The organism is Aeromonas sp. 6P (assembly GCF_051919525.1).
GTDB classification, from domain to species: domain Bacteria; phylum Pseudomonadota; class Gammaproteobacteria; order Enterobacterales; family Aeromonadaceae; genus Aeromonas; species Aeromonas veronii.
On sequence record NZ_JBQBEO010000002.1, the window covers coordinates 4,607,366 to 4,630,517 of the forward strand.

A 23,152-nucleotide genomic window follows, 5' to 3' on the forward strand; every position below is an offset into this window, starting at 1 on the left:
GATCCTATTTGCTGTTTTATTTTTCCGAAAAAGGGGCTAATATTTCTATGTTCTTTCGAATCGAAACTTAAAAATGACCAAACGTAATACTCAACAACGCCGACACACCATAGTGACCCTGGTACAAGAGCAGGGTGAAGTGAGCGTCGACGCCCTCGCCAAACACTTTTCTACCTCCGAAGTGACCATCCGTAAAGATCTGGCGGTACTGGAGACCGGCGGTCTGCTGCTGCGTCGTTACGGTGGCGCCGTCCCTTTGCCGAGCGAGATGGTGGTCGAGGTCAACCCTGAACAAGTTTCGAACCGAAAGTTAGCCATTGCCCGTGCGGCGGCCGAGCGGCTGCGTGATCACAACCGCGTCATCATCGACAGCGGCAGCACCACCAGCGCCATGATCCCCATGCTGGGCAACAAGCGTGGCCTCATCGTGATGACCAACTCCCTCAATGTGGCCGGTGCCCTGCGCGAGCTGGAAAATGAGCCTACTCTGTTAATGACCGGTGGCACTTGGGACCCTCACTCCGAATCCTTTCAGGGGCAGGTGGCGGAACAGGTGCTGCGCTCCTACGACTTCGACCAGCTCTTTATCGGTGCCGACGGCATCGACCCGGAGCGTGGCACCACCACCTTCAACGAGCTGGTGGGCCTGTCGCGGGTCATGGCCGAGGTATCGCGGGAGGTCATTGTGATGGTCGAATCGGAGAAGATCGGCCGCAAGATCCCCAATCTCGAACTTCCCTGGTCGAGCATCCATACCCTGGTGACCGACGAGGGGCTGGCCAGCGAGGCCAGAGAACAGATTCAAGCCCAGGGGGTGAAGCTTATCTGCGCCCCGGTCACTTGCTGACATCGAGCTCTGAACCATCCAACTGACTTTACGATTTGCATCTCAAGGAGAAGTGTATGTGTGGCATCGTCGGGGCTGTTGCCCAACGTGATGTGGCTGAAATTCTGGTAGAGGGACTGCGCCGTCTGGAGTACCGCGGTTATGACTCAGCCGGTGTGGCCGTGTTCAGCGCCAACCAGCCGTTGCAGCGGGTTCGCCGTCTGGGCAAGGTGGCCGAGCTGGCCAAGGCGCTCGACGAGCAGTCCGTCCATGGTGGTACCGGCATCGCCCATACCCGCTGGGCCACTCACGGCGAGCCTTCCGAGCGCAATGCCCACCCCCACGTCTCCGAGTATATCGTGGTGGTGCACAACGGCATCATCGAGAACCACGAAGAGCTGCGGGAAGAGTTGAAGGCGCTGGGTTATGTGTTCAGCTCCGACACCGATACCGAGGTGATTGCCCATCTGGTCCATCATGAGCTGAAGAGCGCCGGCAGCCTGCTGGCCGCCATGCAGACTGCGGTGAAGCAGCTGCGCGGTGCCTACGGTACCGTGGTGATGGATAGCCGCGACGACAGCCGCGTGGTGGTTGCCCGTTCCGGTTCACCGCTGGTGATCGGCCGTGGTATCGGCGAGAACTTTATCGCCTCCGACCAGATGGCGCTGCTGCCGGTGACCCGTCGCTTCATCTTCCTGGAAGAGGGTGATGTGGCCGAAGTGACCCGCCGTGACGTGCACATCTTCGATACCAACGGCAACGCCGTGGTGCGCGAAGAGCAGGAGTCCGAACTCTCCCACGATGCCGGTGACAAGGGTGAATACCGTCATTACATGCTCAAGGAGATCCACGAGCAGCCCAAAGCGATCACCAACACCCTGGAAGGGCGTCTGGGCAGCGATCACGTGGTGGTCGAATCGTTCGGCAACGGCGCGCGCGCCATCTTTGACAAGGTCGAGCACGTACAGATCGTCGCCTGCGGCACCTCCTATCACTCCGGCATGGTGGCTCGCTACTGGTTCGAAGAGATCGCTGGCGTCTCCTGCGATGTAGAGATCGCCTCCGAGTTCCGCTATCGCAAGTCGGTAGTGCGCCCCAACAGCCTGCTGGTGACACTCTCCCAGAGTGGCGAGACCGCCGATACCTTGGCCGCCCTGCGTCTGGCCAAGGAATCCGGCTATATGAGCTCGCTAGCTATTTGCAACGTGCCGGGCTCCTCGCTGGTGCGTGAATCGGATCTGGCCTTTATGACCCGTGCCGGTGCCGAGATCGGCGTAGCCTCTACCAAGGCGTTCACCACCCAGCTGGCTGGCCTGCTGATGCTGGTGGCCTCGGTCGGTCACTGCCGTGGCCACCTGAGCGCGGCCGCCGAGGCCGAACTGGTCAAGGCGCTGCAAGCCTTGCCGCTGCGTATTAAAGAGAGCCTGGCGCTGGCCAAGGATATCGAAACCCTGGCCGAAGAGTTTGCCGACAAGCAGCATAGCCTGTTCCTCGGCCGTGGCAGCCAGTACCCCATCGCCATGGAGGGGGCGCTCAAGCTCAAAGAGATCTCCTACATCCACGCCGAAGCCTACGCCGCTGGTGAACTGAAGCATGGCCCGCTGGCGCTGATCGATGCCGAGATGCCCATCATTGTGGTGGCGCCGAACAACGATCTGCTGGAGAAGCTCAAGTCCAACGTGGAAGAGGTGCGCGCCCGTGGCGGTATCCTCTACGTGTTCGCCGATGCCGATACCGGCTTCAAGAGCGACGAGACCATGCGGGTCATGAACCTCAACCATGTGGAAGAGGTGATCGCCCCCATCGTCTATACCGTGCCGCTGCAGCTGCTCTCCTACCACGTTGCCCTGATCAAGGGCACTGACGTGGACCAGCCGCGCAACCTGGCAAAATCGGTGACCGTCGAGTAAGTCACTCTCTCAAATGAAAAAGAGCTGTGGGATGAAAATAAAGTTTCATCCCTACAAATAAAGTATCATCCTTGAAAATAGAGTTTCACCCTAAGCCAACGTGCGCTATGTTGATGGTATCAACTAGGACGTTGGCTTTGTTATGGCTGGAACATTCAAGGGCCTGACTCAGGCTCAGATCGATAGAAAGCTGAAGGAGGGGCGCGGTCAAGGCCGGGGATCTGACTACAAGCCGTTCATCTACACCAGGGATGTCTCTTCTCTGGGACGTTCCCACCGCCTGTTCGGCAATAAATGCCGACGCATGCACCACCTCCTTTCCGACTTAGAGCTCGCCGTCTTCCTCACTCTGGATTGGTCTCCCAAGGTCATCGATATCCGGGAGCAATTTCCCCTTCGGGTCGAGGACACAGTCCGCCTTGCTGAAACGTATGGGCTTCCCCACAGCAAGTTTCAGGGAATCCCGCAGGTGCTTAGTTCCGACTTTCTGGTGGACTTCGACGATCCCACAAGCCCGGCTATGGCGCTCCAAGCAAAATACAGCACAGACCTCGAGAAACCTGAAGTCATCGAGCGCCTAGAGCTCGAAAGGCGTTACTGGGAAGAGAAAGAGATCTCCTGGGCCATTGTCACCGAGAGGGAGATCTCCCGGACGGCATTTGCCAACATCCAGTGGCTCTACCCCGCCCAGGCCGAGGAAGATATTGTCCTCAGCGACCTCGAACGCTACTACAGCTTGTTCCTGTACGAGTTCCAACGCCATCCTGATCAGACGCTGACGAGCATTGTTCAGAGCCTAGATGTGGCTTACGAGCTTGAACCAGGGCAGGCACTCTATTGGTTGCGTCAGTTGCTTGCTCGCCACTATTTTCTCTTCGATATCAACAAGCTCTACAGAGAGCTCAAGCTGGGTGATCTATCCGTAAATCCCCATCAAGAACAGCAGGAGATACGCCATGTTCCCGGTTAACTTGGTGCTCCAGATGGGTGAGTTACGCAGACGTTTGCTCTGGTGCGACACAGAGCTGGTCATCTGGATCGATATTGACTCGAGCTTGGCATTTCCAGAATCGGCTTCAGTCGCAGAGCTGGAGGGGTTGCTTATAGCCGGGGAGCTAAAACGCATAGATGACCCTTTTCTGGATGTGACTCTTCGGGAGGTTGAGGCGGGGTCAAGTGACCAGCAAAAGCGCGATTCGGCCTGGGATATGCTGGCAGAGACAGTTCGCGACACAGGCCTGTTTGAGCGCCGAGCCAGAGGGAAAATCGTCAAAGGCATAATGGCGCGCCACGGTGTCACCAAGCAGACGGTGTACCGGCTTCTCAGGCGCTACTGGCAACGGGGCATGTGCAAGAATGCCTTGCTGCCGGATTACGCCAACTCGGGAGGCCGTGGTAAGCGACGCAAACCGGACCAGGCCAAACTGGGGCGGCCCAGGATGGTCAGAGATGGGCAGGGAAGCAACGTTACTCCCGAAATGGAGCGTATTTTCAGGCGCGTCATAGAGGCGCGCCTGCTCAAGGAAAAACATCCGTCGATTCCCGACGTCTACGCTGCCAGCCTGAGCCTGCTCGGTACTATGTTTCCCGACTTGCCGACACATGATCTGCCGACGGTGCAGCAGTTTCGTTACTTCTACAAGCGCGAATACCACTTTACTGCAATTTTGGCTCGCCAGGCATCCGCAGTGGATTTCGCCAAGGATATCCGGCCGATCAGGGGAACGTCGACGACTGAGGCTCTGGGGCCTGGTTACCGCTACCAGATCGACGCCACCATTGCTGATATTTACCTGATATCGGATCATGATCGCAGCCTGATCGTAGGCAGACCCGTTGTTTACATAGTGAGCGATGTGTTTAGCCGGATGGTGACGGGCATGTACATCGGGTTCGAGGGGCCATCCTGGATCAGCGCCATGGTGGCTCTGGCTAATACCACTGCCGACAAGGTGGAATATTGCCGCCAGTATGGTGTGGAGATTGACGTTAGAGATTGGCCTGTACAGGGCTTGCCCGATGTGGTGCTGGCGGACAAAGGTGAGCTGAACGGCACCAAGGTCGAGGTGTTCGCCGAATCCTTCGGAGTTCGCATTGAAAATGCACCAGCCAGGCGTGGGGATGCCAAGGGTATTGTCGAGCGCCAATTCAGGACGGTACAGGAACGTTTTAAGCCCTACGTTAGCGGCGTGGTCGAAGGTCACATCAGCCGCAAGCGCGGTGGCCATGACTACAGACTCGACGCCAGCCTGACATTACCGGAATTCACCAAATGCATCATCGCAAGTGTCCTCTGGCACAACAACTTCCACGTCCTGAGTAAATACGACAGGACTGCCGGTATGCCTGGTGACCTGCCCGCTATACCTGCCAGGTTGTGGCATTGGGGGCTGGGTAACCTGACGGGCCGGTTGCGGGTCGCACCCCAGGACCTGGTTCGCATCAACCTGCTGCCCCATGATCAGGCCACAGTTTCGGAACTGGGTATAAGGCTATTTGGTTGCTTCTATACTTGTCAGGAGGCTCTGAAGTCCGGCTGGTTCCACCGGGGACAAGGCCATAGACCCGAAAAGGTGATGGTGGCCTACGACCCGCGCAGTGCAGAGCACATCTACATTCGTCCCTCCAACAACCTCAAAGAGTACTGGATTTGTGATCTCGCCGATCGCAGCAGACGCTTCCGGGGGATGACCTTCTGGGACGTCTGGCTGCTGTCCAAGGAGGAGCGCAGAAGTGATGCCAACGCTGCCATGGAGGGGATGAAGGAGAGGGGCAGGCTACTCGAGAAGATCGAGGCCATCGCCGCTTTGGCGGAGAATGCCAGTCCCATCAAAACCGGCATGTCCAAGAAGGATTTGGGAACCCAGATCCGCGAGAACAAGCAGGATGAAAAGCGCCATGAGCGTCGCCAAGGGGCCTTCAGACCAGCGAGAGAGCAGTCAGGCAAGCCCGCCGATGTGGTCCCGCTGAGGGGTGAGAAACCAGAGGACTATGCCTATCCGGATCTGGGCGACCTTATCTTCGGGGAGGGGGACAATGACTGACGAGATCCGCAGCGGCGCCATCCCTTTGGCCCAATATCTGGAGCAGCAACTACCAGAATATCAGGACAATCCGCTTATCAGCGCCTTGCCCCCCATACCCGACCTGCAAGAGGTGGTTACCCAACTTCAGGCTGTACCCAGCTTCGATCCTCAGGAGGCATTCCTTGACGGGCGGCTCAGGGCCCACGCCATTGCCCGCCTGTTGCATGGTTTCTTTCAGCCTCTGACCCACCACCTTGAGTTGGAAGCCAAGATCAGCCTGATGATCCGCCAGGGTTACATCGGTCGGAACCCTGCCAATGGTGCCTGGTATTCCCACCTACAAAACGGTTACCGCCGCGTGGAGGAAGAGGATTTAGAGGCTGCGGTCTACCGGAGCGTTTCTTCGACGGCCAGCAGTCTGTCGCTGTTCGGCTGCTCTGGCTGCGGCAAGACCCGTACCCTAGAGCGGATCCTAAGTATGTACCCCCAGGCCCTCCATCATCACGACTACAACATCACTCAGCTGACCTACCTGAAAGTAGACTGCCCCATAGACGGCGATCTGGACGAGCTTTGCCTGAGCTTTTTAAACCAAGTGGACAGGGTGCTGGGCACTCATTACAGCCGCAGCCATGGTCGTAAGAAATTGGGTACCAAGCGCCTGCTGGCCAGCATGTGCCAGATCGCCAATCTTCATGCTCTTGGAGTATTGATCATCGATGAGGTTCAGAACCTCAACGAGGCCAGGTCTGGCGGGGCTGAGAAGATGCACAATTTCTTCGTATCCTTGGTCAACACCATAGGAGTGCCCATCATTCAGGTGGGCACACACAGGGCCAGCAAGTTCTTCCAGCGCACATTCAGGGCTGCTCGACGTATCTCCGGCTTGGGCAGCATCCGCTGGGACAGGCTGCCAAGAGACGATCACTGGAAACGGCTCTTGAAACGGCTTTGGAAATATCAGTGGGTGCGGAATGCCTACCCCTTGGACGATGAGCTTGAGGCGACCATGTACGAGCTCACTCAGGGGGTCATGGATATCGTCATCAAGTTGTTCGCACTGGCGCAGATCCGGGCCATAGTGACGGGTGCTGAATGTATCAAGCCAATGTTGCTGCGCAAAGTCTACGAGGATGAAGTTCAAGCCGGTCCATCCCATGTTGGCAGCATTGCGGAGTAACAGGCCGGAACTATCGCCAAGTACGACGACCTTCTGATGCCAGAAATAGAAGGCAAGCTGATCTCCCTTACACAGTCATTGGACAGAATTACAGAATCCAAGCCTCTGGCCCCGCCGGTTGACGATAGGGCCAAAAAGCTGGCGGCCTTGCTCGAGGGAATGGAGATCCCCAAGGATATTGCCATTCCTATAGCTAACGAGCTGCTGGCCGAGTATCCCGAGATTCCCTTGGCAGCATTGATCCACAAGGCGACATCCTACCTAGTCCAGGACAAACCCAAGGCTTCAGGATTCTCCAGAGTGAAGCGGACGGAATGGGGTCAGTTACCTCAAGATGATTTGCGGCGACGCTATACCAGCGGACCCGAGGGCGAGGTTTACGGCAGGTTCAAAGAGGCTGGTCTGGTGTTCGACCTGCAAGTGCTGCTGGGCAAGGCGAGCTGACATGTATTTCCCCAGGCTTTACCCAGACGAACTCCTCTACAGCGCCATCGCTCGCTGCCGGGTTCATTTGGGGGTGGACAGCCATAAGAGCCTGTTGAGGGAGCTGTTCGGCGATACCAAGGTAGCGGCGATTACTGACCTGCCCAGCCATTTGGAAAGTCTGGCGAGCAACACAGGCTTGGACGCAGGTGATCTGGTGGCCAACCATACCCTATTCCCGCTTTATTCGCCTTTCATCCCGCAGGATCGCCGACAAAGACTTCTCCAGGTCATGCTGGCTCCAGACATGCCCGGAGTGATAGGTCTAGCTGGCTCTTCGACAGCCTTGGTCAAATGGCCCGAGTGGTTACGTTACTGCCCGCTCTGTCTTGAGGAAATGGTGGCGAAATTTGGGGAGCCCTATTGGCGGCGAAGCTGGCAGGTCCAAGGTGTGGACGTCTGCCCGGTTCATGGTTGCGCACTTGTGGATTCGCCGATCCCATTCAGGCGAGCACAGAGACACGAATTTCATGCAGCCTCCTCCCTGCTCCTGCACGATGGTGCCACAGCCGAGCCCTGTGCGGAAGGAGCTGCTAGGCTAGCGAGCGCATTAACGCAGCTCCTAGCTTTCAGGGGAACAACCCCCTCCGGTTACGAGGGGTGGACCAACTTCTATCGGCATCTGGCCGCCGAGTGCGGAGCCATTAAGGGCCAGCAAATCAAGGCCTGGGTCATATGGGAAAGGCTCCTTGAGTTTTATCCGAGGGACTGGCTTGCAGTCAACGGCCTATGGGCGACTGAACCGCCGCTTTGGTTACAATCAATGTTCAGAAAGCACCGCAAGGCATTTAGCTTTCTGCAACATCTCATTGTTTGGACAAGTCTAAGACCTGGGCAAGCCGTCCATGATCTCATCGCTGAAGCAACGACTTGCATCGCGGAAGTCGCTTCCCATCGATCTATTCCACAATTACCTGCTGATGCTAGCAGGAAGAGAAAATACCGATCTCAGTGGCTTGTTGCCCTGAATACATATGGTGGAGCCAAGGCTGCCAGAAGTGCAGGTTTCCAAGCTGTTTATGCTTGGATCTACCGGCATGACAGGGTATGGCTGCTGAATGTCGACAAGACCAAGCATGCTCGGCAGGGTAACAACAGCTGCATCAATTGGGCTGCCAGAGATAGAAAGTTAGTGCGACTCTTGGTGCGAATAGGCGAGCGCTCTGAAGCGGATCTGAGCCTGCCACGCAAGAGTCGTAGCTGGTATCTGCATCAGCTTCCTCATCGAGCATCCGTCGAGCGCCACCTGGATCAACTTTCTCTCTGTCGGGCTTTTCTTGCTCGTTATGTTGAGTCAGTAGGCGAATACCAAATCCGCCGTTTGTGCAGGGCAATATTGGAGGATGCTTCGGTGGGAAGATGTTCCGAATTATGGGAATTGGAAAGGCGTTGCGGATTGCAGAAGGAGAGGTTAACCCCCTTGGCTGCAATGTTTATTGCAAGCATAGGAGTTCAGCGTTGAGCAAGATCCTGTTTCGTCAGATACCACAAGGGGCCAAGCTACTTGCCATCGGGAACCTTTTCAGAAGTCTGAGCCCCGGATCCTCATGGCGAGTAGCCTCTTTGCTGGAGGTCAACGGTGATGTTCGATCACACACGTTCGGTTCTGAAATGGCTTGCCTATTAGGCGTTGGTCGAGAGTTTATCCAAGAGGAAAACGAACCTTACATTTCGCGAGGATTCCGACGAGCGCTTTCATTGCCCGCTCTTGATCGTTGGCAAGAGCGCTTGCTGGGGGAGTGTCCTCGTCTTGCCAAACGGCTCGCGAAACATCAGGAGATAGTTAATCAGAAGTGCTTTGTCTTTGATGTCGGTGGGATCACCTACTGGTTGCCTAAATTCGAGCTGGCACGAAAATTATTTTTTCATGCCAGTTTTTTATCAAGAGCTTCTTTTGAGCCAAATGGATTGGATATGCTTTTTACGGTGATCAGGGACGCCGGTGTAATTCATATAAAAACGCCCGCCAAGACGGGGGCTCCTGCTTGCCTATTGCAAAACGAAGCATATCGAAACCACTTGAGTTGGCTGTTACTTAACCAGGACGCCAAGCGTTCATTCGAATCGATCTGGCAATGTCTTAACGAAGGAATGCCCAAAAACACGACAGGTTACTTGCGTAGGCAGTTTGATTTTCATCCACCATCTTGTGTATCTGGTGTTGAACTTGTGGCTCTTGGTCCTCTGGACTGGGAGAGCAAAGATATGCTGATTTGGGAGATAAAATCCCTGAAAGGACTGGAGTGGAGCTGCTTACAAGAGATTCAGTTTCATCATCCTGCCCTTAAACTTTCTGTTAGTGGTGGGCTTGGCGGGAACCAAACGCCAAATACAATGGGCGGAATCGTTGAACTGGACGGAAATGTGGACACAAATGAGGATAAGGTCCGCCAGTTACTGGATATGCCGATAGAGGAATTCACGTTTCGGGGCTATCGACAGACCAGAGCAATCTACGAGGGGCAAAGAGCTAGCCGCTTTGGTCAGAAGCTGGAAGGCGAAGCCCTGCCTGGAGATGGGACCCTACTTGGTTTATGCGATGATGTCACTGGTGGGGATATTGCTCCGGGTGAATTGCAACAACTTGAAGAGCCGCAGGAAGAGCAGGAATTTCCAAACCGTTTCGAGTTGTTGCAAAAGGTTATCCACGAAATGGCCGGGCAGTCGGATATCGAGCTGCTATCTATGGTCGTTAGGCCACTTCCCTTGGTTCCACGACGCGGTTATCACCTAATGGAGGATGGTACCCCTCGCTGTTATCTCAAGGCCCACTTTAGATTAAAAACGGGGCTGGAACGGTTTCTGTTGGAGGTGGACACCACGGATAACAAAAAGCGCTTATCGACGCGTATTCTTCAGATTAAGCCCACTGTGGCACCGATGTTGGCAATCACGCTGATTTTGAAAGATACGCTTCAGGCTTCACTTCGGTGGCCCGCGAGCATCGACACGTTTTGTGATGTCAATGAACCGATACATCATCCTAAAGGAGATCTCCATAACCTCGCTGCGCGGCAACAAAACTGGTTACAACGTCTGTTGCGATGTGTAAGGCTATAGATGCAAATCATCGTCTGATATCATGCAATCCGTTAATTTTCCTCGGTGCGATTGAATCCTGCACCCACTTGCCTGGGCTCTCACTCTGCCATTTCTAACAGCTCAATGGGGGAGTATTCAAAGGAGGACTTAATGGAGTTGATGAACCAGCCCTTTAACGGGCAGCTTGGAAACCGTCTGATCGAGTTACTCGATTCTTCGGACTATCACACACTGAACATCGCAGTCGCCTTCGCAAAAAACAGCGGCGTTCTCAGAATCAAAGACTCGCTCGAAAAGTTCAGAGAACGAGAGGGTAAAGTAAATGTTTACGTCGGAGTCGACCTTGGCGGGACGTCGTACGAAGCCCTTACAGCTTTGTTACTTCATACTGATTCGTTAAATGTTGTCCACTCTGAACATGGTCAGACATTCCACCCAAAAATCTACCAATTTGTAGGGGAAGAGAAGGGAGTAGTGGTTATTGGCTCACACAACTTGACTGCAGGAGGCCTGTGGACCAACTTCGAAAGCTCAGTACTCATCCCGGTAGACGGGTCGGAGGCCAATGAGGTGGCACTACTGAAGGGACTGGATGAGTACATCGAGAATCTGTCCTCACTCAAAGACTCATTCATGTCGATAGGTGCACAAGACGACATAGATAAGCTCCTCCAGAACGGCTACATCTTTAAAGAAGTGACCGAGCAAGTACGTCGGGCGAAAGCTGCTACACAGGATGGAACTCAGGAGCGTCTATTCGGTAATGGTGCCCCAGCACAGCTACCTGGCATCGCCATGCCGAAGAAACAGAAGGCAGTGGCGGTTTCCGTGGCACCAGTAAGCCCCATCTCTGCCACCCTAAATGACGAAGGACAGGTTATTTGGTTTGAAACCAAAAGGTTGACTGGCGGGTCACGAAACATTCTTGATCTGTCAAAGAGGTCGTTGGTTGAGCGTGGCGAACCCGTTGGGACCCCATTTGATCTTGGTGAGCCAGGGTTCATGCGCGGTGGGGTAGAGTTTTTTGGTATAAACCCTACAGCCACTGACCATAGCAAAGATATCATCCTCAATTTCGAAGGGGTTGATTATACTGGTAACAAGATACTTTTTCCTGACGGAGAGCACGCAAACGGTACATGGCGACTCCAGATAAAGGGAGTTACCTCTTCTGGAGAAAAGATTACTGATGCCTTTAGATCCAAAGGTGAGGAGTACTACTTAGTCGAGAAAGTAATCACTTTTACTAAGATTAAAGATGATTACTACTTCATAACTGTTCTCCCAGAATCTGAGCTTGAAGATTTAAAGGTAGCTTCACGCATATTGGCTCGGAACGGGTCTACACGCACAGCTAAGTGGCTAGGACTGCTTTAGAACTGACTTAGCCATTCTTGGTGTTTTACTTTTCGAATCCCGCTAATGCCACCATTTGCCCCGCCGAAATTGAGCATCAAAGCATTGTCATTCAGCGGGATTCCTTCGGAAATGAACAAGGGAGCCTGATTCACTTCGCGGAAGTGATTTATGAACGATGTTAGATCAAAGCTGAAAGCATACTTTGTCGTGCTTTGATATGGCGGATCTATATATACAACAGCATTGCTGGGTAAGGGGTCATTCAGGAGTGTCATGATATCCATGTTGAGACAGGTCACTCCTTTCATTCCTGTCATGAGGGCACTTATGCGGCGACGCAACTCGGTTGAAGAGGGTTGCATCGGATTGGCAGGACTGCGGCGTATGCTGGTTGTGGTTGGCTCCCAGTAGTCTCGGAAGCACGCATTCACCCAGCGTTCTCCATTGCGCCAAATTTGCTTTCCTCCAAAGGAGCAGGCCTGAAGCAACGGATAGAGTTCTACTTCATGATCACCAACCGGGAGCGCTGATAACGACAACATGTGAGCTTTAAAATCGCGTTTATCATTTGGCAGTTCGGACAAAAACCGATCAAACACGTCCAAATTGAAGGTGCCGGATCCAATGGCGGACCAGAATGCTCCCCAAGAGCTGATGTCGAGCATCCAGATGCGTGATGGGTCAATGCCTCTATTAACTAGTTCGATTGACACCGCGCCAGATCCACAGCACAGGTCATAGAATCGTGAGTTCGGCCCGGGAGCGGCTTCGAGAAGAAGGTCGACGATTTGGGACGCTACGCGCTGTTTGCCGCCCTGATATGCGCAGGGTACGCGCATTTTGCTGTTCATGAGGACTTCCTACGGATCAGGATTCGTGCATAAACGCGCCGTCCGTTGATGATGCCGACCCCCCCCCTATCCTCAGTATGTGGACGATACCCTACCTCGGCTAGGGTTGTAGAAGACACATTGGTGCGTGCGTTGCCGTTAGCGAGCATAATGATCTCAAACTGATCCGGACTGTATTTGTCTAAAAATGTGATCGGGACACCCATAATCCCGTCGTAGTTGGCAGGAATATTTTGCGTGCGTCCAACGTCGATAGCATCGTAGTTTTCGTAGCGTGGATATTCGTCCGGAGTGTAGCCGCGTGCCAATGATATGGGCTCGTGCCGCTTACTAGTATCCAAGTTAGTGAACCAGCGCACGCCCTTCACTCGGATAAAGCGCCGTCCTCTCTCGTCTATACCGCAGCCGGCGGCGTTTAGCGGGTAATTATCTGGCACATGAAATTTGCGATCGCCGGAGCGGATGGATTCTCCATACCAGATTTTATTGTCACGGAAGAGCGGGAATACCTCTTTACATGTTGCTGCGTTCATGTTTCCAAGAATAATAAAATTCTTTTTGTGACGCTCAAGCAGGCTAATGTACTCGCGGAAGAGGCTGAAGGGTGGATTGGTGGCCACTATGTCGGCTTCCTTAAGCAAAGCCTCACACTCTTCTGAGCGGAAATCGCCGTCACCAGCGAGATGTACCAGAGAGTTGCCTGGCATGGCAAATAAGGACTCTAAATCCAGAGAACCGTCTGGTCTCAAAAGGGGGTCTTCTGGTACTTCGGTTACTACCGCCTTGTAGGCACTTGTTACTCCCTCGAGTGGATATTCCCGTCCTGCGATTGGGGAGCCAGCGATGCAGGTTGATGTTAGCCCCGCTAGCCCAAATTTTTCGAAATGAAGCACAAAAAATCGGAAGAAAGCAGATTCAAAAGGGTCGTCGCAGTTGCAAAGTATGGTCTTTCCCTTAAGTTGCTCTCGATGCTTCACCATTTCCCTTGCCACGTCTTCGTACTGCGTATAGAACTTCATCCTTTTTGACGATGAACGCGCGATTGAGAGTCGCATTTCCGGATTTCGAGTGTAGTTTTGGTCGTTCGATCTTCATATCAAATGGCATGTTGCCCTCGCGAACCACCGCTTTGAGAAAGGTATTAATTGCGGCTGACATTCCTATGCCAATTTCATCGAACACCTCGCTGGCCCGTCTCTTGACGTCTAGGTCGATGCGTATTGTTGTAGTTGGTTTAGTAGACATATTTGACACTCCCATAATGAGATACAATGTAGCACATTTTTGGGGTGAGTTACAATGTAGCACGTGACAGGAATGATAGTTTTGTCCTTGTGTCGCCAGGGTATTCAGACCAGTAAACGAAGGGATTAGGTTTATCTATCGATTGGCTTTAATGGGCAGCAAGAGTGGGTTTTTGCTCGGGGCATACTTATGAATCATGGTGAATTGGAGGGGATCAAGGCAGAAAACGAACGTTTGATTGCCCTGCTCGAACAACACGGTATTGAATGGCGGTTACCCCCGCCATTAATCGATGTAGTGCAGGAGTCTGCGCCATCACGGCTTTCTCCGACAGAAAAAGTTGCGCTGTTCATTAAGCTGTTTCGAGGACGGCCTGATGTCTATCCTGTGCGCTGGGAAAGCAAAACTGCTGGTAAATCAGGCTACACACCGGCATGCGCTAATGAGTGGCGTGCCGGCGTTTGCGAAAAACCTCGAATCAAATGTGCTGACTGCCATAATCGCCATCTGATCCCGCTCTCTGAACATGTGATTTATGATCACCTCGCTGGTCGGCACACAGTGGGAATTTACCCGCTCCTGGAGGATGACTCCTGCCACTTCCTTGCCATCGATTTTGATGAGGCGGATTGGCGAGATGATGCCTGCGCGGTTATTAGCTCATGTGAAGAATTGGGGGTGCCTGCTGCCTTGGAAATTTCACGATCTGGCCAGGGGGCACATGCATGGATTTTTTTCGCGTAGGGTCTCTGCACGTGATGCTAGACGCCTGGGTTCTGCCATTATCAGCCATACCTGTGCCCGCACCAGGCAGTTGAAGCTCGGCTCTTATGACCGTCTGTTTCCCAATCAAGACTCCATGCCTAAAGGAGGTTTCGGTAATCTGATCGCATTACCGTTGCAAAAGGGACCAAGAGAACGTGGTTGCAGTGTGTTCGTCGATACCGATCTGCGTCCCTATCCTGACCAATGGGCATTTCTGGCCAGCATACAGCTCATGCCAGCGCATGATATTGAGCCTACGATCCTGCGGGCAACGGGGAGTGCTCACCCTCTGGATGTTACATTCATTGATGAAGAAGATCTTGTCATCCCCTGGAAGCGGAAGCAACCGTCCACCAATAAGCTGACCGGACAGATGCCAGTATCCGTGAATGTGACTCTGGCAAATCTACTCTATTTCGAAAAAGAAAGGCTTCCCCAGTCATTGGCCAATCGTTTGATCCGGTTGGCGGCTTTCCAGAATCCTGAGTTCTACAAGGCCCAAGCCATGCGAATGTCGGTATGGGATAAGCCACGAGTGATTGGTTGTGCTGAAAATTACCCTCGGCATATAGCATTGCCTCGTGGTTGCCTTGATGCAGCTCTCGAGTTACTGCGAGATAATGGCATCACCTGCGACTTGAGCGATGAACGCTTTGCTGGAGAGGCTATCAATGTTGCCTTTACAGGAGTGTTACGTCTCGATCAAGAAATTGCGGTATCGACCATGTTGCATCACGATGTGGGGGTTTTGAGTGCACCAACCGCATTTGGCAAGACGGTTACAGCCGCAGCGATGATTGCACGTCGCGAGGTGAACACCTTGGTGCTGGTTCATAGAACTGAACTGCTCAAACAGTGGCAAGAGCGTTTACAGACCTTTCTCGGCGTCAATAAGGAGGTTATTGGCTGCATTGGTGGTGGCAAATTCAAACCCACCGGCAAAATAGACATTGCTGTGATGCAGTCACTCTCCCGCAAGGGAGAGGTGAATCCGCTTGTTGAAAACTATGGTCAAGTGATAGTGGATGAGTGTCACCATGTAGGGGCAATTTCCTTCGATTCGATCCTGAAAAGGACAAAAGCAAGGTATGTGCTGGGTCTGACAGCAACCCCCATCCGCCGTGATGGTTTACAGCCAATCATCTTTATGCAGTGCGGGCCGATTAGACATACGGCGGCTAAACCGGCAAGTGCACCACAAGATTTGGAGGTTGTACCTCGCATATGGAGGTCTCACATTGAACTCACCGCAGAGACCGGGATTCAGGATGTTTTCCGGCAGCTTGCTAATGATCCTGAGCGAACAGAAGCCATTGCTGCCGAGGTGCGTACAGCAATTGCCTTAGGGCGTAAGGTTCTCGTTCTGACCGAGCGTACCGACCACCTTGATGCAATAAAGGCGGCCCTCGACAATCTCACACCTCAGCTATTTGTATTGCATGGGCGGTTATCTAAGCGACAGCGTTCTGTGTTGGTGGCTGACTTGGCTGCATTGCCGCCGGATGCCCCACGCATCTTGTTGGCAACAGGCAAATTGGTAGGGGAAGGCTTTGACCACCCACCACTTGATACGCTGATCCTTGCTATGCCTGTCTCTTGGCGAGGTACATTACAGCAGTACGCTGGACGTCTACATCGTGATCATGCAGGAAAAACCAATGTGAGGATCATTGATTTTGTTGATTCTGGTCACCCGGCGTTACTGCGCATGTGGGACAAACGGCTGCGTGGCTATAGAGCAATGGGTTACCGGATTGGAAATAGCTGCGGTAGTATCGATTTGACATCATCCATAACAAAAGGATGAAACTATATTTTCATGGTTTTGGGGTGGTTGAGTCTATGAGCTATCTCTGCGGATGATACTTTAAGTTTATGTGTTGAGCGCAAAACGCCCACATTTGGCTGTTTTGCACTCGTTTTAGGATGACACTTTATTTTCATCCCACAAGAGCTGTATTCGAGTAATAAAGATTCATACCAAGAAATAAAGAATCATAGAATTTCACTATACCGTTCACGATGCTCTTTTGGCGTTACATCATAATCTTTTTTAAATACTGAGTAGAAATACTGCAGTGAGGGATAGCCGCACATTTGTGAAATTTCGTTTATCGATAAGGAAGTAGAAACCAACAAGCTGCGCGCTTTTTCGAGCTTTTCTGTGTGTATCACCGCATGGATAGTTTCGCCTACTTCTTCTTTGAAGCGTTTTTCAAGATTGGAGCGAGAAATACCAACTGAATCCAGCACCTGTTCGACCTTAATACCTTTACAAGCATAATTACGAATGTAGTGCATGGCCTGAATCACCGCAGGATCGTGCAAAGAGCGGTAATCCGTTGAACGTCGTTCTACCACGCGTACAGGTGGAACCAGCACCCTCTGAAGAGGCAAAACCTCATTGTCCAGCAGGCGATGCAGCAGCTTCGCTGCCTGATAGCCCATCTGCCTTGTTCCCTGCGCAACGGAAGAAAGCGCTACACGGGATAAATATCGCGTGAGCTCTTCGTTGTCGATACCGATGACACAGAGCTTCTCCGGTACAGGCATATGCAGATGCTCGCAAACCTGCAATAAATGGCGCGCTCTGGCATCTGTGACAGCAATAATCCCCGTTTGCGGAGGTAACGTTTGTACCCAGTCTGCCAGCCGGTTTTGCGCGTGCTGCCAGTTTTCCGGCGCTGTCTCAATGCCCTGATACACCACCCCGTGGTATTTCTCCTCAGCCACAAGTTGCCGAAAAGCATGTTCGCGCTCAACCGCCCACCGTTTGTTGCTGGAACTTGGCAGGCCGTAAAACGCAAAGCGTTGTACACCCTTCTCTTTGAGATGCAAAAACGCGCTTTCCACCAGAGCGAAGTTGTCTGTAGCAATGTAATGCACTGGCGGAAAATGTTCTGCCAGATGATACGAGCCGCCCACGCCGACAATCGGCACGCTTGCCCCTTCCAGTAACCGCTGGATTTCCGTATCGTCGAAATCTGCAATCACACCGTCGCCCAACCACTCCTTGATGTTGTCGATACGCGCGCGAAAGTCCTCTTCAATAAAAATATCCCATTCTAATTGAGACACCTGCAGATATTCACCAACACCTTCGATCACCTGACGATCGTAGGCTTTATTGGCATTGAATAACAACGTGATGCGATGGCGTTTTTCAAACATGTTAATAATCCCCAAAAACTCCTTTTGTTTTAATACCATAGAAGAAGAAATGCCGGGGAATATTACCCCGGAATTGTGATCTAAAACACACTCTCAAGACCGACGTTTAGTGGCTGAATCGCATCCAGACCGCTAACAGCAAAATGGCCCCTTTGACGATGTACTGCCAGAATGTCGGCACGTCCATCATACTCATGCCGTTATCCAGAGAAGCCATGATAAATGCGCCCATCACGGCACCGGCCACGCTACCCACACCGCCAGCAAGACTGGTGCCACCAATGACACAAGCGGCAATCGCATCAAGCTCCGCAATGTTCCCGGCAGAAGGTGAGCCTGCCCCAAGGCGTGAGCTAAGGATCAGACCTGCGACGGCAACCATCAGGCCATTAATCGCAAACACCGCAAGCTTGGTGCGCGCTACATCAATCCCGGATCATGTACAGGATCTTTAGCGGCAACCAATTGAAATAGATATAAAAAATGCTTCGTTTGTGATCTGATTCTATCGCCAAACAAAACCGCCACGCCCGAAGCCATGACTATTATCCACGCCAATCACTATCTCAATCAACTCCTCGTTCCCGCCGAGCTCGAGCGCATTGCACGCCTCTGTAAGTTTTGCCTGCGTCTGCGTGCCATTACCCCCTGGATGATGGTCACCTCCCTGCTACGCGCTTTCGGTGGGGACACGGTCGCGGCCATTGCCAGTTTGCATCAGCATTTCAATGGCTTGCAGCTCGTAGGTGGCCATCAAGTCTCCTACAAACCCTTTCATAATCAGTTGCGCAAACCCGCGTTTGCCCAGTTTATGAAAGCCCTGGTTGAGCGAGCCATTGCCCTGCGCATTGGTCAGCAGGTGACTGATGTTGCACAGGGCGCTTTCAAGCAAGTGTTGCTTCAGGATGGTTCCTCTTTTGCGGTTCACAAACGCTTGGCTACGGTCTTTCCCGGACGATTCAAGACCATCAGTCCAGCCGCCATCGAATGTCACATGCTCATGTCACTGCTGGAACAAAAACCGGTCTGTATGCAGCTCTCTGCTGACACGGCGTCTGAGCGCCAGTTTCTTCCTGATGCCAATGCGCTGACCGGCAGCCTGCTGCTGGCGGATGCGGGTTACATCAGCCACGCCTATTTTGCCGAGGTGAACAAGGCTGGTGGCTTTTATCTGGTTCGGGGGGGCAAGAACTTGAACCCGGAGATCCTCAGTGCCTGGCGCGATGATGGGCGAACAGTCCCCAAGCTGACCGGCATGTCACTCAAGGAGGCAGGACGGCGGCACTGCCGGGCAGAAGTGCTGGATATGGATGTGAGATCGGGTAAGTACGAGTATCGATTGCTCCGGCGCTGGTTCGCCGAGGAGAAGCGATTCTGCGTCTGGATGACCAACTTGCCACGAGAGACATGGCCAGCAGAGCGCGTAATGCGTCTGTATCGCTGCCGCTGGCAGGTCGAGTTGCTGTTCAAGGAGTGGAAATCGCACAACAACCTCAAGGGCTTCGTGACAGGCCAGCAAGCGATCGCCGAGGGTCTGGTGTGGGCCAGCCTGCTGTCGTTGGTGCTGAAACGACGAGTGGCACAGACGCTGATGAAAGAGGGTCTATCGACGCTCAAGGCTGCGAAGAGTGGTGTGACATGGTGGCTGCCGATATTGGAAGCAATAGCGCACCGAGCCATCAGCGAAATAAGGGAGCGACTGGAATGGGCCGTTGATTTTCTGTCAAAAAACGCTCGCCGGACAAAGCAAAGAAAATCGATACAAAACAGGACTTTGGAAGGTGTTTTAATTGACGTTTTTTCTTAAGGCCCTGTACATGAACAGTGAATATATCAATATCTGTACTGGTTGGGATGTTTGTTAAATAAACAACGACTGTGCTAAAAAATTAAACATCAATTAAACTCTTAAAAATTTCGAACCTACGTTACCTTAGAGATAACGTAGGTTCTTTATTATTTAATCGAAACGTGATTCACTTGCGTCCCAGGTGTAAATTCCATTTGCAACCAATGAATCACCAAGCTCCTTATAATAAAAATTATAAAATTTAGCGTTGGCATCGTAACCAGAGTAGTCTACTACCGCAAGACCAACGAATGCCCCGGTAAAGAATCCGCCATAACTTTGCAGAACATAATCGTCAGAAAGAATTGCAGCATCTAATTTGACAGGGATTTCAGTGAAATTGATCCCATCAAAGCTGTATTCATAAGTATAACTTTCTTTTCTAACTTTCGTGCGGAACCAGACAAATTCAGCATATTCTGGAACCTTAATCGCATCATCCTTCAAGTATGATGTATACTTTCCACGATTATTCTCACCTATTTCGATGACTGATCCATTAATCTCATTCCAAGTGATAAAAATAAAACTCCAGTGGCGATCATTGTAGTAGTTCGTTAACCCTGCCATTTGCTGATAATTAAATGGGTTAAATTTCACTTTAACTTGAGCATCAAAATAAAAGGCTTGCCAACGCCGGGCAATAAGTGACAAGTCATGAGTATTCGCTAAAGAACCTTGCCCAATTAAAGTCAAACTGCCATCGCCTACTGTACCCATCTTCTCTGTAAACGGGACACGAAGTGTATTCCAGTTGAGATCGAGCTTAGAGGTTTTAAACTCATCGCGCTGGCTATGATCTTTTAACCTTTCGGTGTAAATGACATCTATTGGCCCTTCGACAAACGTTTTTCCACCGTGGCCTCCTTCAATACGGGGCCAGCCATCTTCATCCCAATAAACTTTTTGAATAGACGTTTCTCTACCAAGAGTTGACCAACCACGAGGATCATACGCAGACTCACCTGGGCGATTCCACGGACGGGCGCAAAGCGAGGCATAATACCACTCTCCTTTGGGGGTCGATACCAAAGCGCCATGTCCCTGTTTTTGGATGTAACTGTCTGGAGTATCTACGTTAGTTAAGAAAACTTCCCCTGGCTCTGTTTCAAAACTGTTAGCGCCCAGAGTTGCTGAACGAGCAACAACCTCTTGGTGGGTAAAAACTGTCCCCCCCTGAGCAGCGAAAAGATAATAATATCCGTTCAGTTTGTAGAGATGTGGCCCCTCAACAAGCGCAACGGCAGTGCCTCGATAAATGGTACGTGCTGTTTCTGGTTTTAATTTCAGTGTCTTTGTATCAAGTTCAGTCAATGTAATACCATCGAAGGGATGATGGTACTCTCGATGGTCCCAGGTTTGTTGAACGATATATTTACGACCATCTTCGTCATGGAATAATGAAGCATCAAAACCGACGCCATTAAGTTTGATGGGATCTGTCCATGGACCACGAATATCTGTTGCAGTGGTCAGGTAGTTGGTCATGTCCTTAAAGGCGCCTTCTGTGACTTTCACGTCAGTATAAACCAACCAGAATTTGCCATCGGCATAAGAGAGATCAGGAGCCCAAATCCCACCGGATGAAGGATTTCCTTTCATATCTAAAAGAGTTGTTGTTGACAATGGACTTGGGAGAAGATTCCAGTGTTCTAGGTCTTTTGACTCATGTAATCGAACACCTGGGAACCACTCAAATGTAGAATTGGCGATATAGTAAGTGTCCCCTACACGGATAATACTTGGGTCTGCATTAAATCCAGGTAATACAGGGTTTTGAATAAGTGGCATATGACATTACCTTTTATTAAAATGTACTTGCTTATAATTTTTTTGATTACCCATGCTAAGCGATTATTTATATTCAGCTCAACACCTTATCTTATTAGACTGTATTTCATGGGTAATCACGCATTTTGGTTTTATACTAAAAAATATCTACCCACGCTTCTCATCAAGCTGACGGTTTATGTCTATCATTTTTTCGTCTGAGATTGGATACATTTGCATAATGATCATCGACACAGCAGCTAAAACTATTGGAATCCAAATTGCTGCCATATTTATTCCGGCGATAGCATTTGCATTTTGAAGCACATCAGTTTGGTTAAATCCATAAGAGGCAAGTAGCCAGAGTGGCACAGCGCCGCCAATAGTAAAACCAATCTTGAAGAAAAGTCCCATAATAGCATTAATGATTGCAGCATTTCGCTTGCCTGATTTTAACTCGCCATAAGCAATAACTTCAGGAACAAGGGCCCACATGAATCCAGTTGCCGAAGTTAGACCCCATTGTTTAATGAATGTAGCAATGTAAGCAAGCCAAAGTGCATCATGCATTCCATCGAGTGACCAAACGTAAGTCAACAATTCACCGACAATAAACATGCCAAGGAAAAGATGGAAGAACCCTTTTTTACCAAAAATTTTCTTGAGTCTTGGCCAAAAAACTGGAAGTAAAATACCAGGAATTGAGGCTACAAGGCCAACAGCCCCCATCCATTCTGAATGGCCGACAACATACTGAGTGAAAAAGCCATTAACAGTGTTCATGAAAAACATGAACGTAAAGGCCAACATGAAGAAAAACCCAAGAATGACAAGCGGCCTATTATTTTTGAGTTCAAGGAATAGATCTGTCGCTTTTACGTTGGCAGTTTGTTCTTCAGAAGCAACAACACGCTCTTTTGTGAATTTATATGAGATGAAAAGTGCAACAGCGCCTATTATCATATAAACCGAATAAACACCAAACCACGCGTAATCAGCTGATGGATCGGTATAGTTACCCAAATTTAACTCAAGTCCAAAAAAACCAGTATCCTTTAGGATTCGATCCTTTGGTGCGGCCATTTGTACAAACATTGGGAATAGGGTATAGACAAGTAGATTGGCACCATTGGCCAGCATCATTCTCGTACCGGTTAGCTTATCAATAGATTCAGGGTCCCTAGTCAATGAAGCATTAAGAGAACCATAAGGAATGTTCACAACTGAATAAATTAAATCCAGTGCTAAATAAACGATAAATGCAAAAGCAACTGAGCCTCTGACTCCAGGAATTGGTGCAAACATTAAAGCGGCAAGAATAACAAGTGGAATACCTGCCCTTAAAAGCCAAGGGCGATACTTACCAGCTTTTGAAGTTCTTTTGTCAACAAAGGTTCCCACCAAAGGATCCCAAACAACGTTAACGATCCTGACAAAAAGAAATATGAAACCAGCGGTTGCTGTACCGATTGCATTTACAGTCGTCATGTGAAGAGCAAGAAAACCTCCTATTGTGCCAAAGACAAGGTTTTGAGCAAAGTCACCCAACCCATAGCCAATACGCTCTCCGCGAGTTAACTTATGATATTCATCATGTCGACTTTTATGATTTTCATTATTATAATTACGACATTGCATTGTACTTGCACTCATCTTTATGACCTCACCGGTTTCT

General features: G+C 51.1%; 17 protein-coding genes and 2 pseudogenes. 12 read left to right on the plus strand and 7 right to left on the minus strand.

The features are described 5' to 3' along the window. The first annotated feature begins 73 nt into the window (after nucleotides 1-73). The 9 genes from ACTG2J_RS21505 (at nucleotide 74) to ACTG2J_RS21545 (ending at nucleotide 11,844) form a co-directional block, all read left to right on the plus strand. A complete protein-coding gene (locus ACTG2J_RS21505) occupies nucleotides 74-847 on the plus strand; it encodes a DeoR/GlpR family DNA-binding transcription regulator (RefSeq protein WP_111900861.1) in 774 nt (257 codons plus the stop codon). Between the two features lie 56 nt (nucleotides 848-903). Beyond that, nucleotides 904-2,736, plus strand: coding sequence for a glutamine--fructose-6-phosphate transaminase (isomerizing) (glmS, locus tag ACTG2J_RS21510; protein ID WP_368176260.1), 1,833 nt, complete (start codon nucleotides 904-906; stop codon nucleotides 2,734-2,736). A 142-nt stretch (nucleotides 2,737-2,878) separates the two neighbouring features. Then, nucleotides 2,879-3,706 (plus strand): TnsA endonuclease C-terminal domain-containing protein, encoded by an 828-nt coding sequence (locus tag ACTG2J_RS21515; RefSeq protein WP_439997875.1) that lies wholly within the window; start codon nucleotides 2,879-2,881, stop codon nucleotides 3,704-3,706. After that, on the plus strand, nucleotides 3,693-5,780 hold the full coding sequence (locus ACTG2J_RS21520) for a Mu transposase C-terminal domain-containing protein (RefSeq protein WP_439997876.1): 2,088 nt from the start codon (nucleotides 3,693-3,695) through the stop codon (nucleotides 5,778-5,780). The genes ACTG2J_RS21515 and ACTG2J_RS21520 overlap by 14 nt, the downstream gene beginning before the upstream one ends. Further along, nucleotides 5,773-6,942: an ATP-binding protein gene (locus ACTG2J_RS21525; protein ID WP_439997877.1), complete on the plus strand. Its 1,170-nt coding sequence runs from the start codon at nucleotides 5,773-5,775 to the stop codon at nucleotides 6,940-6,942. Before ACTG2J_RS21520 ends, ACTG2J_RS21525 begins: the two co-directional genes overlap by 8 nt. A 36-nt stretch (nucleotides 6,943-6,978) precedes the next feature. Then, nucleotides 6,979-7,386: a hypothetical protein gene (locus tag ACTG2J_RS21530; protein WP_439997878.1), complete on the plus strand. Its 408-nt coding sequence runs from the start codon at nucleotides 6,979-6,981 to the stop codon at nucleotides 7,384-7,386. Between the two features lies 1 nt (nucleotide 7,387). Further along, nucleotides 7,388-8,887: a TnsD family Tn7-like transposition protein gene (locus tag ACTG2J_RS21535; protein WP_439997879.1), complete on the plus strand. Its 1,500-nt coding sequence runs from the start codon at nucleotides 7,388-7,390 to the stop codon at nucleotides 8,885-8,887. Next, the gene (locus ACTG2J_RS21540; protein ID WP_439997880.1) at nucleotides 8,884-10,485 is read left to right on the plus strand and encodes a Tn7-like element transposition protein TnsE; all 1,602 of its coding nucleotides are present in this window, start codon (nucleotides 8,884-8,886) and stop codon (nucleotides 10,483-10,485) included. Before ACTG2J_RS21535 ends, ACTG2J_RS21540 begins: the two co-directional genes overlap by 4 nt. Before the next feature lie 132 nt (nucleotides 10,486-10,617). Further along, a complete protein-coding gene (locus ACTG2J_RS21545; protein WP_439997881.1) occupies nucleotides 10,618-11,844 on the plus strand; it encodes a hypothetical protein in 1,227 nt (408 codons plus the stop codon). On the opposite strand, the gene ACTG2J_RS21550 is transcribed toward ACTG2J_RS21545, so the two are convergent. The 3 genes from ACTG2J_RS21550 to ACTG2J_RS21560 are packed head-to-tail and all read right to left on the minus strand — an operon-like array spanning nucleotide 11,841 to nucleotide 13,937. After that, on the minus strand, nucleotides 11,841-12,677 hold the full coding sequence (locus tag ACTG2J_RS21550) for a hypothetical protein (protein ID WP_040068467.1): 837 nt from the start codon (nucleotides 12,675-12,677) through the stop codon (nucleotides 11,841-11,843). The two genes, ACTG2J_RS21545 and ACTG2J_RS21550, sit on opposite strands and share 4 nt — an antisense overlap. After that, nucleotides 12,674-13,696, minus strand: a complete 1,023-nt coding sequence (locus tag ACTG2J_RS21555) for an adenine-specific methyltransferase EcoRI family protein (protein WP_439997882.1) — start codon at nucleotides 13,694-13,696, stop codon at nucleotides 12,674-12,676. Before ACTG2J_RS21555 ends, ACTG2J_RS21550 begins: the two co-directional genes overlap by 4 nt. Beyond that, entirely contained in the window at nucleotides 13,632-13,937 is a 306-nt protein-coding gene (locus tag ACTG2J_RS21560) for a type II toxin-antitoxin system RelB/DinJ family antitoxin (protein WP_439997928.1), read from the minus strand. Before ACTG2J_RS21560 ends, ACTG2J_RS21555 begins: the two co-directional genes overlap by 65 nt. A gap of 174 nt (nucleotides 13,938-14,111) precedes the next feature. On the opposite strand from ACTG2J_RS21560, the pseudogene ACTG2J_RS21565 reads away from it, so the two are divergent. Then, nucleotides 14,112-15,795 (plus strand): annotated as a pseudogene (locus ACTG2J_RS21565) (TOTE conflict system archaeo-eukaryotic primase domain-containing protein); the annotation flags it as partial. Nucleotides 15,796-15,834: 39 nt separating this feature from the next. Continuing rightward, nucleotides 15,835-16,494 carry a DEAD/DEAH box helicase gene (locus ACTG2J_RS21570; protein WP_439997929.1) on the plus strand — a complete coding sequence of 220 codons (660 nt, stop codon included), beginning with the start codon at nucleotides 15,835-15,837 and terminating at the stop codon, nucleotides 16,492-16,494. 188 nt (nucleotides 16,495-16,682) lie between these two features. On the opposite strand, the gene xylR is transcribed toward ACTG2J_RS21570, so the two are convergent. After that, entirely contained in the window at nucleotides 16,683-17,858 is a 1,176-nt protein-coding gene (gene xylR / locus ACTG2J_RS21575; protein WP_439997883.1) for a D-xylose utilization transcriptional activator XylR, read from the minus strand. A gap of 93 nt (nucleotides 17,859-17,951) precedes the next feature. Further along, a pseudogene (gene xylH / locus ACTG2J_RS21580) lies at nucleotides 17,952-18,294 on the minus strand (xylose ABC transporter permease XylH); the annotation flags it as partial. A gap of 102 nt (nucleotides 18,295-18,396) precedes the next feature. Between xylH and ACTG2J_RS21585 the strand changes: the two are divergent. Further along, nucleotides 18,397-19,665: an IS4 family transposase gene (locus tag ACTG2J_RS21585; RefSeq protein ID WP_439997884.1), complete on the plus strand. Its 1,269-nt coding sequence runs from the start codon at nucleotides 18,397-18,399 to the stop codon at nucleotides 19,663-19,665. Between the two features lie 153 nt (nucleotides 19,666-19,818). Here the strand turns inward: ACTG2J_RS21585 and ACTG2J_RS21590 are convergent, their stop codons facing one another. Continuing rightward, a complete protein-coding gene (locus ACTG2J_RS21590; protein ID WP_163150167.1) occupies nucleotides 19,819-21,498 on the minus strand; it encodes a glycoside hydrolase family 43 protein in 1,680 nt (559 codons plus the stop codon). Between the two features lie 147 nt (nucleotides 21,499-21,645). After that, complete coding sequence (locus ACTG2J_RS21595) at nucleotides 21,646-23,130, minus strand: MFS transporter (protein ID WP_439997885.1); 1,485 nt, start codon at nucleotides 23,128-23,130, stop codon at nucleotides 21,646-21,648. Nucleotides 23,131-23,152 lie beyond the last annotated feature (22 nt).

What these genes read in the sequence shown, in the direction of transcription:
- ACTG2J_RS21505 (WP_111900861.1), top strand. Translation starts at nt 74, where the DNA reads ATGACCAAACGTAATACTCAACAACGCCGACACACCATAGTGACCCTG.
- glmS (WP_368176260.1), top strand. Translation starts at nt 904, where the DNA reads ATGTGTGGCATCGTCGGGGCTGTTGCCCAACGTGATGTGGCTGAAATT.
- ACTG2J_RS21515 (WP_439997875.1), top strand. Translation starts at nt 2,879, where the DNA reads ATGGCTGGAACATTCAAGGGCCTGACTCAGGCTCAGATCGATAGAAAG.
- ACTG2J_RS21520 (WP_439997876.1), top strand. Translation starts at nt 3,693, where the DNA reads ATGTTCCCGGTTAACTTGGTGCTCCAGATGGGTGAGTTACGCAGACGT.
- ACTG2J_RS21525 (WP_439997877.1), top strand. Translation starts at nt 5,773, where the DNA reads ATGACTGACGAGATCCGCAGCGGCGCCATCCCTTTGGCCCAATATCTG.
- ACTG2J_RS21530 (WP_439997878.1), top strand. Translation starts at nt 6,979, where the DNA reads ATGCCAGAAATAGAAGGCAAGCTGATCTCCCTTACACAGTCATTGGAC.
- ACTG2J_RS21535 (WP_439997879.1), top strand. Translation starts at nt 7,388, where the DNA reads ATGTATTTCCCCAGGCTTTACCCAGACGAACTCCTCTACAGCGCCATC.
- ACTG2J_RS21545 (WP_439997881.1), top strand. Translation starts at nt 10,618, where the DNA reads ATGGAGTTGATGAACCAGCCCTTTAACGGGCAGCTTGGAAACCGTCTG.
- ACTG2J_RS21550 (WP_040068467.1), bottom strand. Translation starts at nt 12,677, where the DNA reads ATGAACAGCAAAATGCGCGTACCCTGCGCATATCAGGGCGGCAAACAG.
- ACTG2J_RS21555 (WP_439997882.1), bottom strand. Translation starts at nt 13,696, where the DNA reads ATGAAGTTCTATACGCAGTACGAAGACGTGGCAAGGGAAATGGTGAAG.
- ACTG2J_RS21560 (WP_439997928.1), bottom strand. Translation starts at nt 13,937, where the DNA reads ATGGGAGTGTCAAATATGTCTACTAAACCAACTACAACAATACGCATC.
- ACTG2J_RS21570 (WP_439997929.1), top strand. Translation starts at nt 15,835, where the DNA reads ATGCAGTGCGGGCCGATTAGACATACGGCGGCTAAACCGGCAAGTGCA.
- xylR (WP_439997883.1), bottom strand. Translation starts at nt 17,858, where the DNA reads ATGTTTGAAAAACGCCATCGCATCACGTTGTTATTCAATGCCAATAAA.
- ACTG2J_RS21585 (WP_439997884.1), top strand. Translation starts at nt 18,397, where the DNA reads ATGACTATTATCCACGCCAATCACTATCTCAATCAACTCCTCGTTCCC.
- ACTG2J_RS21590 (WP_163150167.1), bottom strand. Translation starts at nt 21,498, where the DNA reads ATGCCACTTATTCAAAACCCTGTATTACCTGGATTTAATGCAGACCCA.
- ACTG2J_RS21595 (WP_439997885.1), bottom strand. Translation starts at nt 23,130, where the DNA reads ATGAGTGCAAGTACAATGCAATGTCGTAATTATAATAATGAAAATCAT.